The organism is Streptoalloteichus tenebrarius, assembly GCF_024171885.1.
Lineage (GTDB): Bacteria > Actinomycetota > Actinomycetes > Mycobacteriales > Pseudonocardiaceae > Streptoalloteichus > Streptoalloteichus tenebrarius.
In genome coordinates this window covers 68289-82934 of record NZ_JAMTCP010000008.1, presented here as the reverse complement: position 1 = coordinate 82934, position 14646 = coordinate 68289, and the positions used below count along the sequence as shown (strand labels likewise).

Genomic DNA, 14646 nt, shown 5'->3' with positions numbered 1-14646 from the left:
CTGCGCTCCCGCTGGACTTCCGTGCTGTGTTCCGCGCTGGATTCCTTGTGGTCGCTTGTTGTCGCCGGTCCGAGCCGTCCGCGCCGCGGTGCCCGGTCGAGATCTGGTGGTGCAGCCCCGACCGAGGTCACCGGTGACGGGCGCGAGGGGTGTCACCCGCACGAGGGGTGTCACCCGCACGAGGGTGACCAGCGTGAGGGGTCGTGACACCAGCGTGAGGTTGGAGCGCCGCCACCTCACGCCGGATGCGGAGCCCCTCGACTTCCCAGAACCCACCGGAACGCAAGAGGCCGAGAGGCAGAACCCCCGACAGGGGCGTACTTCCACTCGTCCGGGAGCCGAGTTATCCCCATGCCCCGGAGTTGTCCACAGGTGGCGGTTCTCGTCGGGCGGCGCCCCGGGGTTCGCCGATAGGCTGGACGCGGGGCTCGCCCCCCGGGACGGGTGGGGGGTGTCTCGTGGGAGCCGGCCGTGACAGCCGGTACGGCGCTCGTCGCCCAGGACGGGTGGGAGCGGTGTGGTTCTCGGGAGAGAACATCCCGAAGGGACCCGGGAGGACTTGGGAGGCCCCGGAGAGGCCCCGGGACGACTTGGGGAGGACCCGGAGAGGCCCCGGGAGACCCCGGAGGACGAGGAAGGGCGCCCACGGCGCGTGTCCCTTGTGGACACCCTTCCTGCCCGGCCTCCGCGGGGACCGTGACCGGCGGGCGTCAGGCGTCGCGGACCGCGCGCAACGAGAACAACAGGGGGAGCTTCGGCGCGCCCTCGGGCATCCGCCACCACCGGCCGTCGGGGCGCATCCCCTCCCACCGCGCCCACGGGCTGATGTCGTGCTCGGCCAGCGACACCAGCCGCAGCCCCGCGTCAAGCACCGCGCCCACCACGTCGCCGAGCCCGTAGGACCACTCGTACGTCTCGGTCATGCCCGTGACCGCCGGGCCGTCGGTGTAGGTGTCCCCGCCGTCGAACCGGCTCGCCTCCCCCGTCGCCAGGTAGTCCCAGTCGAGCACCAGCCGCCGCGCCAGGTCCGGTTGCTCGTCCGCGCCGGCCGTGAACAGCGGGTGGAACTCGACCACGTGCAGCATGCCGCCGGGGCGCAGCAGCGCGGCGGCGACCCTGGCCCACTCGCCGAGGTCGGGCAGCCAGTTCAACGCGCCCTTGCCGGTGTGCACCACGTCGAAGGTGCGGCCGCCCAGCGCGGAGACGGCGTCGTAGACGTTCGCCCTGACGTACTCGATGTCCAGGCCGGCGTCCTCGGCGATGCGCCGCGCCCTGGCCACCGACTCCTCGGAGAAGTCCAGGCCGACGGCCCTGGCCCCCGCCCTGGCCAGGCACACGGTGTCCGTGCCCAGGTGGCACTGGAGGTGCACCAGGTCCCGGCCCCTCAGGTCGCCCAGCTCGGCGTACTCGAACGGGGCGAGGTGGTCCTCACCGCGCAGCAGCCCGGCCACGTCGTAGAACCGGCTTCCCTCGTGCACCCCGGCCCTGGCGTCCCAGTTGGCCCGGTTGGTCTCCATCATCGCGTCGACGCCTGCCCCGGCGGGGCGGGGCGGGGTCGTTCCGGGGGTTTTGTCCATAACCCCATTCAGCGCCTCGGGGACCCCGCGCTGCCACCGATTTTCGATCTTGACCTCGGTCAGGGGCCGTCGACGCCCGGCGTCCAGCTCTCCGGCGCGCCGCTGTCGGTCAGCACCGGCTGCCACCGCGCGAACCCGCCCGGCGCGTCCTCCTGCCACGGCCAGCTCCCGTCCGGGGCCGAGACCACCATCTGCACGGCGGCGAACTGGCCGGTCCGGTACACCAGGAACGCGTGCCCGAAGTACTCGGGGTAGTACTGCGACGCCACCCGCTCGAACGTGACCGGGCAGCCCTCCAGGAACCCGTCGTACAGCTCGCCCGGCCGGAACCGCTCCCCCGCGCCCGCCCTGGCGACGTAGGTGTTGAGCACCGCCTGCGCCACCTCGGGCGGCAGGCCGATGACCACGGCCTCCGGCACGCCGCAGCGCCGCCACGTGCCGACGGTGAACGCGAACGGCGCGGCGTCCTCGGTCCCGTCGATCTGGATGACGGCCGCGCCGTGCTCCTCGGCCGTGTCCAGCAGCCAGCGCCGCAGGTCCTCGTCGCTCCTCGTGTCGCTGACCGTCACGGCCCCTCCTCCGGGTCCCAGCTCTCCGGCCGGCCGGACGCGGTCAGCACCGGCTGGCCCCTCACCAACTCGTGCGGCGCTCCCGGCTGCCACGGCCACACCCCGCTGGGGTCGGGCACCAGGAGCTGGAGCATGCGGAAGTCGCCGTCGGGGTAGACCACGCTGGCCGAGCCCAGCCACTCCCGGTGGTGCTCGGCGCTGACCCACTCGAACGTGACGGGCAGCCCCTCCAGGAACCCGTCGTACCGCCGGCCCGGCTCGAACCGCTCGCCGGCGCGGCAGCGCCGCACGTACTCCTCGACCAGCGCCGCGCCCAGCTCGTGGTCGACACCGACCGCGATGACCTCGGGCGCGCCCGTGCCCCGCCAGATCCCCACGGTGTACGTGAGGGGCGGGGCCTCGTCGTCCGGGTCGAAGACCGCGAGCACGGCGTAGCCCTCACCGTCCACCCTGGACCGCAGCTCGGCCTCCAGTCGCTCCCGGTGGCCATTGCCCTCGCGCCGCACGCCCCCATTCTGCCGGGCGGCGGGTGACGCCGGGCACGAGGGCGAGCCCGCGCCCGACGGCCGGGGAGGACGACAGGAGCCCCCGCGGCGGTCGCCGCGGGGGCTCCTGGAGGACACCGTCCCCGCCTCGGCGCGGGGGCCTCAGCCCATGACCTCGGCCAGCACGTCGTCCGCCACGTCCATGTTGGCGTAGACGTTCTGCACGTCGTCGCAGTCCTCGAGCGCCTCGATCAGCTTGAAGACCTTCCGCGCGCCCTCGGCGTCCAGCGGCACCGACGTCGACGGGAGGAAGTTGGCCTCCGCCGAGTCGTAGTCGATGCCGGCCTGCTGGAGCGCGGTGCGCACGGCGACCAGGTCGCCGGCCTCGCTGACGACCTCGAAGCTCTCGCCGAGGTCGTTGACCTCCTCGGCGCCGGCGTCGAGCACGGCCCCGAGCACGTCGTCCTCGGACAGCCCGTTCTTCGGCACGATCACGACGCCCTTGCGGGTGAACAGGTACGCCACCGAGCCGGGGTCGGCCATGTTGCCGCCGTTGCGGGTCATCGCGGTGCGGACCTCGCTGGCCGCGCGGTTGCGGTTGTCGGTCAGGCACTCGATGAGGACGGCGACGCCGCTGGGGCCGTAGCCCTCGTACATGATCGTCTGGTAGTCGGCGCCGCCCGCCTCCGCGCCCGACCCGCGCTTGATCGCCCGCTGGATGTTGTCCATCGGCACGGAGTTCTTCCGTGCCTTCTGGACCGCGTCGAACAGCGTCGGGTTGGCGTCGGGGTCACCCCCTCCGGTCCGCGCGGCGACCTCGATGTTCTTGATGAGCTTCGCGAACAGCTTGCCGCGCTTGGCGTCGAGGGCGGCCTTCTTGTGCTTGGTGGTGGCCCACTTGGAGTGGCCGCTCATCTCTCCTCCTGTGTCGTGCGGGACCCCCGCACCCGGTCGGCGGCCACGAGGGGCGACCTCGACCCGCCCGTGCCCGCCTCCAGATCGACGCTGCGTCGCCCACTTGCCCACGCAGCGATACCGCTTCGCCGCCCGCCCGTGCCCGGCTCCGCGTCGGCGGCGCCGGCGTGGGCGCCGCGCGCGAGCCCCGTCGGGCGCCGCGCGGGCGGCGCCCGCCACGTCAGGCCGCGCGCACGGTCTCCACGAACAGGCGGTGCACGCGCCCGTCCCCGGTCAGCTCCGGGTGGAACGCGGTGGCGAGCACGTGCCCCTGGCGAACCGCGACGATCCTACCGGCGGCCGCCCCGGCCGCCGGGTGGTCGGGCACCCTCGCCAGCACCTCGACCGCGCCGCCGACCGACTCCACCCACGGCGCCCTGATGAACACCGCGCGCAGGGGCCCGTCGGGCAGGCCGGCGAAGTCCAGGTCGGCCTCGAAGGAGTCGACCTGCCTGCCGAAGGCGTTGCGCCGCACGACCATGTCGATCGCCTCAAGCTGGTGCTGGTCGGGCCGGCCGTCGAGCGCCTTGCTCGCCAGCAGGACCATGCCGGCGCACGAGCCGTAGGCCGGCATGCCCTCGGCGAGCCGGGCCCGCAGCGGCTCCAGCAGCTCGAAGGTCTCCAGCAGGCGGCTCATGGTCGTGGACTCGCCGCCCGGCAGCACCAGGCCGTGCACCTCGGCCAGTTCCTCGGGGCGGCGCACGGGGCGCGCGAGCACGTCGACCTCGGCGAGCGCCATGAGGTGCTCCCGGACGTCGCCCTGGAGGGCGAGCACGCCGACGACGGGCTGGGCGAGGGACACGGTGTCAGCCTCCGGTGGTGGACGGGTGGTTCCTGGTCAAGGGTAGAGAACGACGAGGGGGCCGGGTCGGGCTCCCGCCCGTCCCGACCCCACCCGTCGACCTCACGCGTCAGGCGTCGACGCCCGCCCGGCGCCGCTGCCGGGCCTGGAGGATCTTCCAGCCGACGGCGAGCACGACGGCCAGCGCCGGGGCCAGCGCGATCGACAACTGCTGCTTCCAGTCGTCGGAGAACACCATCAGCGCCAGGCACAGGACGAGGAAGCCGATCGCGCCCCAGTTGGTGTAGGGCGAGCCGGGCATCCGGAACGACGGGCGTTCCAGCTCGCCGCGCTGCGCCTTCCGGCGCAGCCTGATCTGGCAGTACAGGAGGGTGATCCACGTGGTCACCACGCCGAGCGAGGCGACGTTGACCGCGATGTCGAAGGCGTCCTTGGGCACCAGGTAGTTCAGGACGACGCCGAACAGGTAGATCACCGCGGTGAACAGGATGCCGCCGTAGGGCACGTGGCGGCGGCTCATCCTGCCGGTGAAGGCGGGGGACTCACCCTTGCTGGCCAGCGACCGCAGGATGCGCCCGGTCGAGTACAGGCCGGAGTTGCAGGACGACAGCGCCGCCGTGAGCACCACGGCGTTCATCACGTCGCCCGCGCCGGGCACGCCCAGGGCGGAGAAGACCGTGACGAACGGGCTCTGGTCGCCGTTGTAGAGGGTCCACGGCAGGACCATCGCCAGCAGCAGCACCGAGCCGATGTAGAAGATGCCGATCCGCCAGACCACGCCGTTGATGGCCTTGGGCAGCACCTTCCTCGGGTTCTCGGTCTCGCCGGCCGCGATGCCGACCAGCTCGATCGCCGAGTAGGCGAAGATCACGCCCTGGAGCGCCATGAGCACGACGGGGAAGCCGTTGGGCAGGAACCCGCCGTGGTCGGTCAGGTTGTGCACGCCGGCGTTGCCCGCGGTGCCGACGCCGGAGCCGGTGACCACCAGCGCGATGCCGACGAACAGGAAGACGATGATCGCCAGCACCTTGATGACGGAGAACCAGAACTCCAGTTCGCCGAACAGCTTCACCGACAGCAGGTTGATGGTCAGCAGCACGCCGAGGGCGACCAGCGCCGTGAGCCACTGCGGCACGTCCGGCAGCCACTTGTGCACGTAGATGGCGGCGGCGGTGATCTCGGCGATGCCGGTCATCGCCCAGTTCACCCAGTACATCCAGCCGCTGGCGTAGCCGGCCCACGGGCCGACGAACTCCCGCGCGTACTCCACGAAGCTGCCCGCGGTCGGCCGGTGCAGCACCAGTTCGCCCAGGGCGCGCATCACGAAGAACGCGGCGATCCCGCACAGGGCGTACGACAGCACCAGGCCGGGGCCGGCGCTGTGCAGTCGACCGCCCGCGCCGAGGAACAGCCCGACGCCGATCGCGCCGCCGATCGCGATCATCTGGACCTGGCGGTTACTGAGGGACTTGGCGTAGCCCTCGTCCTCTGTGTTCGACCCGCCGGCGCCGTTGCCGGGCGTGGTCTTCAGCTCCAGCGAATCCACGCTGCGAGCCCTCCTGTCATCGTTGGCCGGGTCTCCCGCTACCCGGCCGCCCTCGAACGGGGGACGATAGCCATCGTTAACCGTTCTGTCAGAGACTCACCACGTGCGAGGTAACGCGGATCACACTTACGCGAACGGAGTAATGATCGCCACAGAAGTCGCCACAGTGAGTCACGAGCGGTGTGATCCGCGCCGCACACCCGCCGGGAGCGGCGCTTCGTTGCGCCAGACGCAACGAAACCGCCCAACCCTGCGCCGACCAGCGCCGAGCCACCCGGAGCAACCCCGGAAAGCCAGCGGGGCCGGCCCGGCGACCCGGACCGACCCCGCTCAAGAGCGTGACGTTGCGTTTCAGCCCTTCGGGGCAGCGGTGGCGCCGCCTCCCCTGGGGCCGCCGGCCGGGGACGCGCCCGGCGCCGCGCCGGGGCGCCGGCGACGCGAGATGACCCACCAGCCGACCGCCAGCACCACGGCCAACACCGGCGCGAGCCCGACCGAGACCTGCTGCTTCCAGTCGTCGGAGAAGACCATCAACACGAGCACGCCCACCAGGAACGCCAGGGTGAGCCAGCCGCTGACCGGGGCGCCGGGCATCCGGAAGGTCGAGGGCTCCACCTCGCCCCGCCGCACCTTCTGCCGGAACCGGATCTGGGAGTACAGCAGCGTCATCCACGTGGTGATCACGCCGAGCGAGGCCACGTTCACGGCGATGTCGAACGCGTCCTTGGGCACCCAGTAGTTGAGGAAGACGCCGAACAGGTAGACCACGGCCGTGAACAGGATGCCGCCGTAGGGCACGTGACGCCGGCTCATCCTCGCGGTGAAGGCGGGCGCCTCGCCCCGACTGGCGAGCGAGCGCAGAATGCGCCCCGTCGAATACAGACCGGAGTTGCAGGACGACAGCGCCGCGGTGAGCACCACCGCGTTCATCACGTCGCCGGCCGCCGGCAGGCCGATCGCGGAGAACACGGTGACGAACGGGCTCTCGTCGCTCCGGTACACCGTCCACGGCAACACCAGCGTCAGCAGCAACACCGAGCCGATGTAGAAGAAGGCGATTCGCCAGACAACGCTGTTGATGGCCTTGGGAACGACTTTGCGCGGATTGTCCGTCTCGCCGGCCGCGATTCCGACCATCTCGATCGCGGCGAACGCGAACACGACGCCCTGCAACGCCATCAGCACGACCCCGAAACCCTTCGGCAGGAATCCGCCGTGGTCGGTCAGGTTGTGCAGTCCCGCGTGGTAGCCGGTGTCGCCGACGCCGGCGCCGGTCACCACCAGGGACAGGCCGACGAACAGGAAGAGGATGATCGCGATCGCCTTGACGAGGGCGAACCAGAACTCCATCTCCCCGAACAGCTTGACCGACAGCAGGTTGACGGTCAGCAGCACGGCGAGCGCGACGAGGGCGGTGATCCACTGCGGCACGTCGGGCAGCCAGCGCTCGACGTAGAGCGCGGCGGCCGTGATCTCGGCGATGCCGGTCATCGCCCAGTTCACCCAGAACATCCAGCCACTGGCGTAACCGGCCCACGGCCCGATGAACTCCCGCGCGTACTCCACGAAGCTGCCCGCGGTCGGCCGGTGCATGACAAGCTCGCCGAGCGCGCGCATCACGAAGAACGCGGCGATCCCGCTGATCGCGTACGACAGCATCAGGCCGGGTCCGGCGAACTCGAGTCGGCCGCCGACGCCCAGGAACAGGCCGACGCCGATCGCGCCGCCAATGGCGATCATCTGGATCTGGCGGTTGGTCAGCGATTTCGCATAACCCTCGTCACCCGCCCCGGGTCCGCCACCCGGGGTGGTGTTCCTCAGCTCTGACGACTCCACGCCGCGAGCCCTCCCGTCTTCCAACGCGGCCGGAGTCCGGCCAGGCACCGAACAGTGAACGATAGCGACCGTTAACCGTCCAAACGGGAGCCCGCGCCGTGTGACGTAATGTCGACCACAGGCCCGGATGATCTGGAGAAATACGTCACAGCCGCTCCCTCCGCTCCTGAACGAAATGATCCCCGGAGCGGAGTCGGGTCAAACAACGTTGTGCGGGAACGCAACGAACGGGGAACTCGGCCGACGCCGGCCGGCGTCGTTCGACACCCACCCACACCGACCGACACTGATCGACGCCGACGGACGACGTCCGCCACGACCGGCCCCGCCCCCGGCCAACCGGATGCGGTTCGGAGGCACGAGCGGCCTCGCCGGCCCGTCGGTCAGGGAACGCCGGCCCACCGCAGGAGCGCGGTCGTCGACGCGGCCAGGACCACGACGACGAAGAACGGCAGCCGCCGCCACGCGGCGAGGGCGCCGACCGCGACGCCCGTGGGCCGGGCCCACCCGGCGAACCCGCCGTCGGCGGTCAGCGTGGCGGTCGCGACGAGGGCGACCAGCAACGTGGTCGCCGCGATCGACACCAGCCGCTCGGCCCACTCCGGCATGCGCACGCGCTCGCGCAGCAGCACGCCGGCCAGTCGCAGGGCGTAGGTGCCCGCGGCCAGGACCAGCACCCAGGTGAACGTCATCGGGCCTCCCCCGTCTCGGCCGCGGCCGGCACGTTCGGCTTCCCGGTCTCGCCGGACGCCCCCGCCTCACTGGACGCCCCCGACTCACTGGACGCGCCCGACTCACCGGACGCGCCCGACCGGGTCGCTCCGGCCCCGGTCGAGCCCCCGGCCCTGGCCGAGGGCACCGCGACCAGGACGGCGGCCAGGGCGAGCAGCACGGGGACACCCGCCGGGAGGAACGGCGTGGTCACCAACGCGAGCACGGCGCCGAGCAGCGCGACCGTCAGCACCGTGCGGTCCCGCAACGACGGCAGGAGCAACGCCAGCAGGCCGGCGGGGAAGGCGGCGTCCACCCCGAAGGCGTTCGGGTCGCCGATCACCTGGCCGGCCACGGCGCCGAACACCACACCGACGTGCCAGGTGACGAAGAAGACGACGCCGGAGATCCAGTAGACAGCGCGGCGGCGCGCGGGGTCGCGCTGCGCGAGGGTGAAGGCGACGGTCTCGTCGATGAGGAGGTGGCTGCCGACCAGCCGCGCCACGAGGGAGCGCCCGAGGACGTCCCCGGTGGCCAGGCCGAACGGCAGGAACCGGACGTTGAGCAGCAGGCCGGCGAGGATCGCGGCCACCGGCCCTCCCCCCGCGGCGACGATGCCGACCGCCATGAACTGCGAGCCGCCGGCGAACACCAGCAGGCACATGGCCACGGCGAGCCAGGGCGACAGGCCGGAGGCGACGGCGATGGCCCCGAACGAGACGCCCACCAACGCCAACGCCGCGGCCACCGCGAGCACGTCGCGCAGCAGGCCGCCGTCCAGGGTTCGCCAGGCCGAACGCACTGACTCCTTCATCGAACGCATCGGTTCGTATGCTGGACGCGGAGACTCCTGTTCGTCAAGGCGAACGACATGACTTCTGGAGCGAACGGATGGAGCAGGACGAGGAGCGGCGCGGCGCGCCGCTGGACGTCATCGCGGCCTCGTTGCGCCGGGAACGGGACCGCGTCGGCCTGTCCCTGAGCGAGCTGGCCAAACGCGCCGGCATCGCCAAGTCCACCCTGTCCCAGCTCGAGTCGGGCGCCGGGAACCCCAGCGTCGAGACGCTGTGGGCGCTCGGCGCGGCGCTCGGGGTCCCGTTCAGCCGGCTCGTCGACCCGCCCACGCCCAGGGTGCGGGTGCTCAGGGCGGGCGAGGGCCCGAAGTACCGCTCCGAGCAGACCCACTACACGGCGACGCTGCTGTCGACCTGCCCGCCGGGGGCCCGCCGCGACGTCTACCTCATCGACGTCGAGCCGGAACAGCCGCGCCGGGCGGACCCGCACATCCCCGGCACGGTGGAGCACGTCGTGGTCAGCACCGGGCGTCTGCTCACCGGCCCGGTGGATGCCCCGGTGGAACTCCGCCCCGGGGACTATGCCTCCTTCCCCGGGGACGTCCCGCACATCTACCAGGCCCTCGACCCTGGCACGTCGTACGTCCTGGTCATGGAGCACGTCTAGAACGTGTTCCAGATGTGCCGCAGCCAGATGTTGATGCCGCACTCGACCGCGTGGCTCTGCTCGGAGACCTGCCCGTCGATCACGGCTGGCCGTCCGGCGCGGGAGCCTTGAGCCGTGCGGTGGCCGCCCTGGCCACGGGGGCTGGTCAATGGTCGCCTTGATCTTCCACTGACGCAGGGAAACCCGGTCGCCTCGGCAACCGTAGGCCCTGACGGCCAGAACCCGGTCCGGTCGGGCGCGTGGACGGCCGCCGTCTGGCACGGCACCCGGATTGCCTCGATCACCGTCGTGACCTGCGGGTTGGCGCCCCGTTGCCCAGCGGTGACCAGCAGCGACAACGGCCGCCAACGGTCACCGCTGTTGTTCGCAGGCCAGGTGCAGCGTGCTGGTCCACCCACCCCGCAACCACCCCACCCCGTGATCATTCGGCGCACCACCCGCGTCGGTGTCGGGCGGCTCAACCTGAAGATCCCCATTTCCGCGCGCCGGCGGCGTGCTGGTGCGGGCGTGATCGTGGAATCCACGCTGACGTCCCACACGACCAGCCCGTCGGCGGCCGCGACAACGTTCCGGCCACCGACCCCGCCGCCGGTCACCTCACTTCTGAAACACGACCCAGCGCCGGCGGGACACCAGGACCTGGCGCCGGAGGGCGGCCCGGGAGCGAACCGGGAACGACCCGGGTACGGACACCTCCGGGAACGCCCCGGGAACGACCGAGGACCCCGGTCCGCGACCGGGGTCCTCGGGGGAACAGGAGCGTCAGCGGGACCGCTCCGGGGTCACCAGCCGCGCTCGGCCAGCCGGTGCGGCTCCGGGATCTCGTCCACGTTGATGCCCACCATGGCCTCGCCCAGGCCCCGCGACACCTTGGCGATCACGTCGGGGTCGTCGTAGAAGGTGGTGGCCTTCACGATCGCCTCGGCCCGCTTGGCCGGGTCACCGGACTTGAAGATGCCCGAGCCGACGAACACGCCCTCGGCGCCGAGCTGCATCATCATCGCCGCGTCGGCCGGGGTGGCGATGCCGCCGGCGGTGAACAGCACGACCGGAAGCTTGCCCTCGCGCGCCACCTCGCGGACCAGCTCGTACGGGGCCTGCATCTCCTTGGCCGCCACGTACAGCTCGTCCTCGGCCATCGACTGGAGCCGACGGATCTCGGCGCGGATCTTGCGCATGTGGGTGGTGGCGTTGGAGACGTCGCCCGTGCCGGCCTCGCCCTTGGAGCGGATCATCGCCGCGCCCTCGGTGATCCGGCGCAGCGCCTCGCCGAGGTTGGTCGCCCCGCACACGAACGGCACGGTGAACTGCCACTTGTCGATGTGGTTGGCGTAGTCCGCCGGCGTCAGCACCTCGGACTCGTCGATGTAGTCCACGCCGAGCGCCTGGAGCACCTGCGCCTCGACGAAGTGCCCGATCCTGGCCTTGGCCATCACCGGGATCGACACCGCCTCGATGATGCCGTCGATCAGGTCCGGATCGCTCATCCTGGCCACGCCGCCCTGCGCGCGGATGTCGGCGGGCACGCGCTCCAGCGCCATCACGGCGACCGCACCGGCGTCCTCGGCGATCTTCGCCTGCTCCGGCGTGACCACGTCCATGATCACACCGCCCTTGAGCATCTCGGCCATGCCGCGCTTCACCCGCGCGGTGCCGGTCACCTGCGTGACCTCGTTCTGCGCGTTGCGGTCGTTGCCGTCCACGGCGGTCTCGGTGTCGGTCACCTCGGACCCTTTCCACAGCGGTTGGGACAGGGGGAACGCCGTCGAACCGACGGCGGACGCCGTCATCCTACGTGCGACGTGGACCAGCCGGACAGGCCATTCGACCGTGTTTTCAACAGTCCAATCACCGAATCCGGCGCTCGGGTCGGCCTGAGAAGTCGCAGCGTGTCACGCCCCGAGAGGGGCCGCGCGGGGCGAGCCGGCGATCGCGCGGCCCCGCGCGACGCCGGGGTGACGCCGGGGTGACGCCGCAGATGGTCGATGAGCCGGACACCGGCCGCGGCCCGACAATGCGGGGACCGCCTCATCCGCCACCGGCGGTCCGGCGACCTCCCTCGCCCGAACGCTCCCGGCTCCCGGTCTCCCCGACTCCGGACAGCGCCCCGCGCCCGCCCGGACGGACCAGGCCCGTCCGTCGGACGACGGCGCGGCGGGGCGTTCCGTTCGTCCGCCCGGATGGGCCGGGCGCGGCGGGGTTGTCGACACGCGGACAACGGTGTGAGATCGACCACATGAACGACCAGTGAACAACTCCTTCGTGGGAGGTGGTGCCCGATGGGGACCAAGCACGCGGAGATCGGTCATGCCGGAGCGTCGGTCGCTGTAGCCGACCCGGCCAAGGTGCGCAACGTGGTGCTGGTGGGCCCGTCCGGCTCGGGCAAGACCACCCTCACCGAGGCGTTGCTCGCCGCGGCCGGGGTCATCAACCGGGCCGGATCGGTCACCGAGGGGACCACCGTCTGCGACCAGGACCCGGCGGCCGTGCGCCAGCAGCGCTCGGTCGGGCTCGCGGTCGCCCCCCTCGTGCACGACGACGTCAAGGTCAACCTCATCGACACCCCCGGGTACGCGGACTTCGTCGGCGAGCTGCGGGCCGGGCTCCGCGCCGCCGACGCCGCCCTGTTCGTGGTGTCCGGCTCCGAGGACGTCGACGCGGCGACCGTCGCGCTGTGGGAGGAGTGCGCGGCGGTCAGGATGCCCCGCGCGGTCGTGATCAGCCGGCTCGACCACCACCGGGCGGACTTCGACAGCGGGCTCGCGGCGTGCCAGCGGGCGTTCGGCGCGGGGGTGCTGCCGCTCTACCTGCCCGTCCCCGGCGACGGGACCACCAGGGTGGTCGGTCTGGTCACGCGCCGCGTGTTCGACTACTCGGGCGGGTTCCCCCCGCTGGTCAAGGACCCGGACCCCGACCTGGAGCCGCTGGTCGACCGGCACCGCGACGCCCTGATCGAGGGGATCATCGCGGAGAGCGAGGACGAGACCCTGATGGACCGCTACCTGGCCGGCGAGGAGATCGACCAGGACACGCTGATCAGGGACCTGGAGACCGCGGTGGTCCGCGGCTCCTTCCACCCGGTGCTGCCGGTGTGCGCGGCGACCGGCGTCGGGATCTCCGAGCTGCTGGAGGTGCTGACCAGGGGGTTCCCCTCCCCCCTCGAACACGACCTGCCCGAGGTCAGCTCGCCGGACGGCATCCCCCGGCCGCGCCTGTCCCCCGACCCGTCGGGCCCGCTGGTGGCCGAGGTCGTGCGCACCGCGGTCGACGCCTACGTCGGCAGGGTCTCGCTGGTGAGGGTGTTCTCCGGGACCCTGCGGCCCGAGCGGTCGGTGCACGTCTCCGGCCACGGGCTGGCCGACAGGGGCCACGCCGACCACGACGCCGACGAGCGCGTGGCGCACATCTACTCCCCGCTGGGCGCGAACCTGCGCGAGGTGCCCTACTGCGTCGCGGGCGACCTGTGCGCGCTCACCAAGCTGGGCACGGCCGAGACCGGCGACACGTTGTCCGCGCCGAACGACCCGCTCGTCGTGCGGCCGTGGGACATGCCGGAGCCGCTGCTGCCGGTCGCCGTGGTCGCGCGCAGCCGCAGCGACGAGGACAACCTGGCCCGCAACCTCTCCCGCCTGGTCGCCGGCGACCCGACGCTGCGCCTGGAGCGCAACCCCGAGACGCACCAGCTCGTGCTGTGGTGCATGGGCGAGGCGCACGCCGACGTCGTGCTGCAACGGCTGCGGGCCGGCGGGGCCGAGGTGGACACCGAGCCGGTGCGGGTGGCGCTGCGCGAGACCTTCGCCGGGCCGGCCAAGGGGCACGGCCGGCACGTCAAGCAGTCCGGCGGCCACGGCCAGTACGCCGTGTGCGACATCCAGGTCGAGCCGCTGCCCCGGGGCTCGGGGCTGGAGTTCGTGGACCGGATCGTGGGCGGGGCGATCCCGAACCAGTTCATCCCCAGCGTGGAGAAGGGCGTGCGGGCCCAGATGGCCAGGGGCCTGCTCGCCGGTTACCCGGTCGTGGACATCCGGGTGACGCTGGTCGACGGCAAGGCGCACAGCGTCGACTCCTCGGACGCGGCGTTCCAGACGGCGGGCGCGCTCGCGCTCAGGGACGCGGCGGCCAACGCCCGGCTGACCCTGCTGGAGCCGGTCGACGAGATCGCCGTGCTCGTGCCGGACGAGCACATGGGCACGATCCTCGGCGACCTGTCCGGCCGGCGCGGCCGGGTGCTGGGCACCGAGGGCGGCGGGCCGGGTCGCACGCTGATCAAGGCCGAGGTGCCCGCGACCGAGCTGGTGCGGTACGCGGTGGAGCTGCGCTCGATGACCTCGGGTACGGCGACGTTCACCCGTCGGTTCGCCCGCCACGAGCCGCTGCCGGAGTCGTTGGCGGCGAAGGTTGAGAAGAACGAGCGGAGATGACCGGGGCTCCGCGCGCGACACGGGAGGGACGGCTCCACCGGCTTCCGCCGACCCGGGCGGGCCTCCCGTGCCGCGCGGGGCGGGGCCACCCAGCGGTTCACGTCAGGGTCGGTCGTGACGGGACCTGCCCGAACGCTCGGGGCCATGACAGTCGCGGTCGACGACCGATTCCAGCGTGGGCACGCCGACGGCAGGCTGAGCGCGGTCACCGGAAGCACGCGGCGGGTTCGCGACAACGGCCACCGACGGGGTGGAGCGGACCACCAACATGGACTCCACCGTGA

General features: G+C 72.2%; 13 protein-coding genes. 2 read left to right on the top strand and 11 right to left on the bottom strand.

Annotation, left to right across the window (positions count from 1 at the left end; all coding sequences use genetic code 11):
* Positions 1–710: 710 nt before the first annotated feature.
* From LX15_RS10355 to LX15_RS10315, 9 genes are all read right to left on the bottom strand, one after another.
* Entirely contained in the window at positions 711–1577 is an 867-nt protein-coding gene (locus tag LX15_RS10355; protein WP_253669304.1) for a class I SAM-dependent methyltransferase, read from the bottom strand.
* 59 nt (positions 1578–1636) lie between these two features.
* Positions 1637–2146 carry a DUF4262 domain-containing protein gene (locus LX15_RS10350; RefSeq protein ID WP_253669303.1) on the bottom strand — a complete coding sequence of 170 codons (510 nt, stop codon included), beginning with the start codon at positions 2144–2146 and terminating at the stop codon, positions 1637–1639.
* Positions 2143–2652, bottom strand: coding sequence for a DUF4262 domain-containing protein (locus tag LX15_RS10345; protein WP_253669302.1), 510 nt, complete (start codon positions 2650–2652; stop codon positions 2143–2145). The genes LX15_RS10350 and LX15_RS10345 overlap by 4 nt, the downstream gene beginning before the upstream one ends.
* Before the next feature lie 141 nt (positions 2653–2793).
* On the bottom strand, positions 2794–3546 hold the full coding sequence (locus tag LX15_RS10340; RefSeq protein WP_253669301.1) for a YebC/PmpR family DNA-binding transcriptional regulator: 753 nt from the start codon (positions 3544–3546) through the stop codon (positions 2794–2796).
* A gap of 220 nt (positions 3547–3766) precedes the next feature.
* Entirely contained in the window at positions 3767–4387 is a 621-nt protein-coding gene (pdxT, locus tag LX15_RS10335; protein ID WP_308213441.1) for a pyridoxal 5'-phosphate synthase glutaminase subunit PdxT, read from the bottom strand.
* Positions 4388–4496: 109 nt separating this feature from the next.
* Complete coding sequence (locus tag LX15_RS10330; protein ID WP_253669410.1) at positions 4497–5831, bottom strand: amino acid permease; 1335 nt, start codon at positions 5829–5831, stop codon at positions 4497–4499.
* A 453-nt stretch (positions 5832–6284) separates the two neighbouring features.
* The gene (locus LX15_RS10325) at positions 6285–7673 is read right to left on the bottom strand and encodes an amino acid permease (RefSeq protein WP_253669409.1); all 1389 of its coding nucleotides are present in this window, start codon (positions 7671–7673) and stop codon (positions 6285–6287) included.
* Between the two features lie 479 nt (positions 7674–8152).
* On the bottom strand, positions 8153–8461 hold the full coding sequence (locus tag LX15_RS10320) for an AzlD domain-containing protein (protein WP_253669300.1): 309 nt from the start codon (positions 8459–8461) through the stop codon (positions 8153–8155).
* Complete coding sequence (locus LX15_RS10315) at positions 8458–9303, bottom strand: AzlC family ABC transporter permease (RefSeq protein WP_308213440.1); 846 nt, start codon at positions 9301–9303, stop codon at positions 8458–8460. The genes LX15_RS10320 and LX15_RS10315 overlap by 4 nt, the downstream gene beginning before the upstream one ends.
* A gap of 68 nt (positions 9304–9371) precedes the next feature.
* Here LX15_RS10315 and LX15_RS10310 point away from each other — a divergent pair, with 68 nt between their 5' ends.
* On the top strand, positions 9372–9941 hold the full coding sequence (locus LX15_RS10310) for a helix-turn-helix domain-containing protein (RefSeq protein WP_253669299.1): 570 nt from the start codon (positions 9372–9374) through the stop codon (positions 9939–9941).
* On the opposite strand, the gene LX15_RS10305 is transcribed toward LX15_RS10310, so the two are convergent.
* Together LX15_RS10305 and pdxS are read right to left on the bottom strand one after the other, a co-directional pair.
* Complete coding sequence (locus tag LX15_RS10305) at positions 9938–10090, bottom strand: hypothetical protein (protein WP_253669298.1); 153 nt, start codon at positions 10088–10090, stop codon at positions 9938–9940. The two genes, LX15_RS10310 and LX15_RS10305, sit on opposite strands and share 4 nt — an antisense overlap.
* Before the next feature lie 633 nt (positions 10091–10723).
* Entirely contained in the window at positions 10724–11644 is a 921-nt protein-coding gene (pdxS, locus tag LX15_RS10300; protein WP_308213445.1) for a pyridoxal 5'-phosphate synthase lyase subunit PdxS, read from the bottom strand.
* A gap of 576 nt (positions 11645–12220) precedes the next feature.
* Between pdxS and LX15_RS10295 the strand changes: the two genes are divergently transcribed.
* Entirely contained in the window at positions 12221–14362 is a 2142-nt protein-coding gene (locus LX15_RS10295) for an elongation factor G-like protein EF-G2 (RefSeq protein ID WP_253669297.1), read from the top strand.
* The last annotated feature ends 284 nt before the right edge of the window (positions 14363–14646 follow it).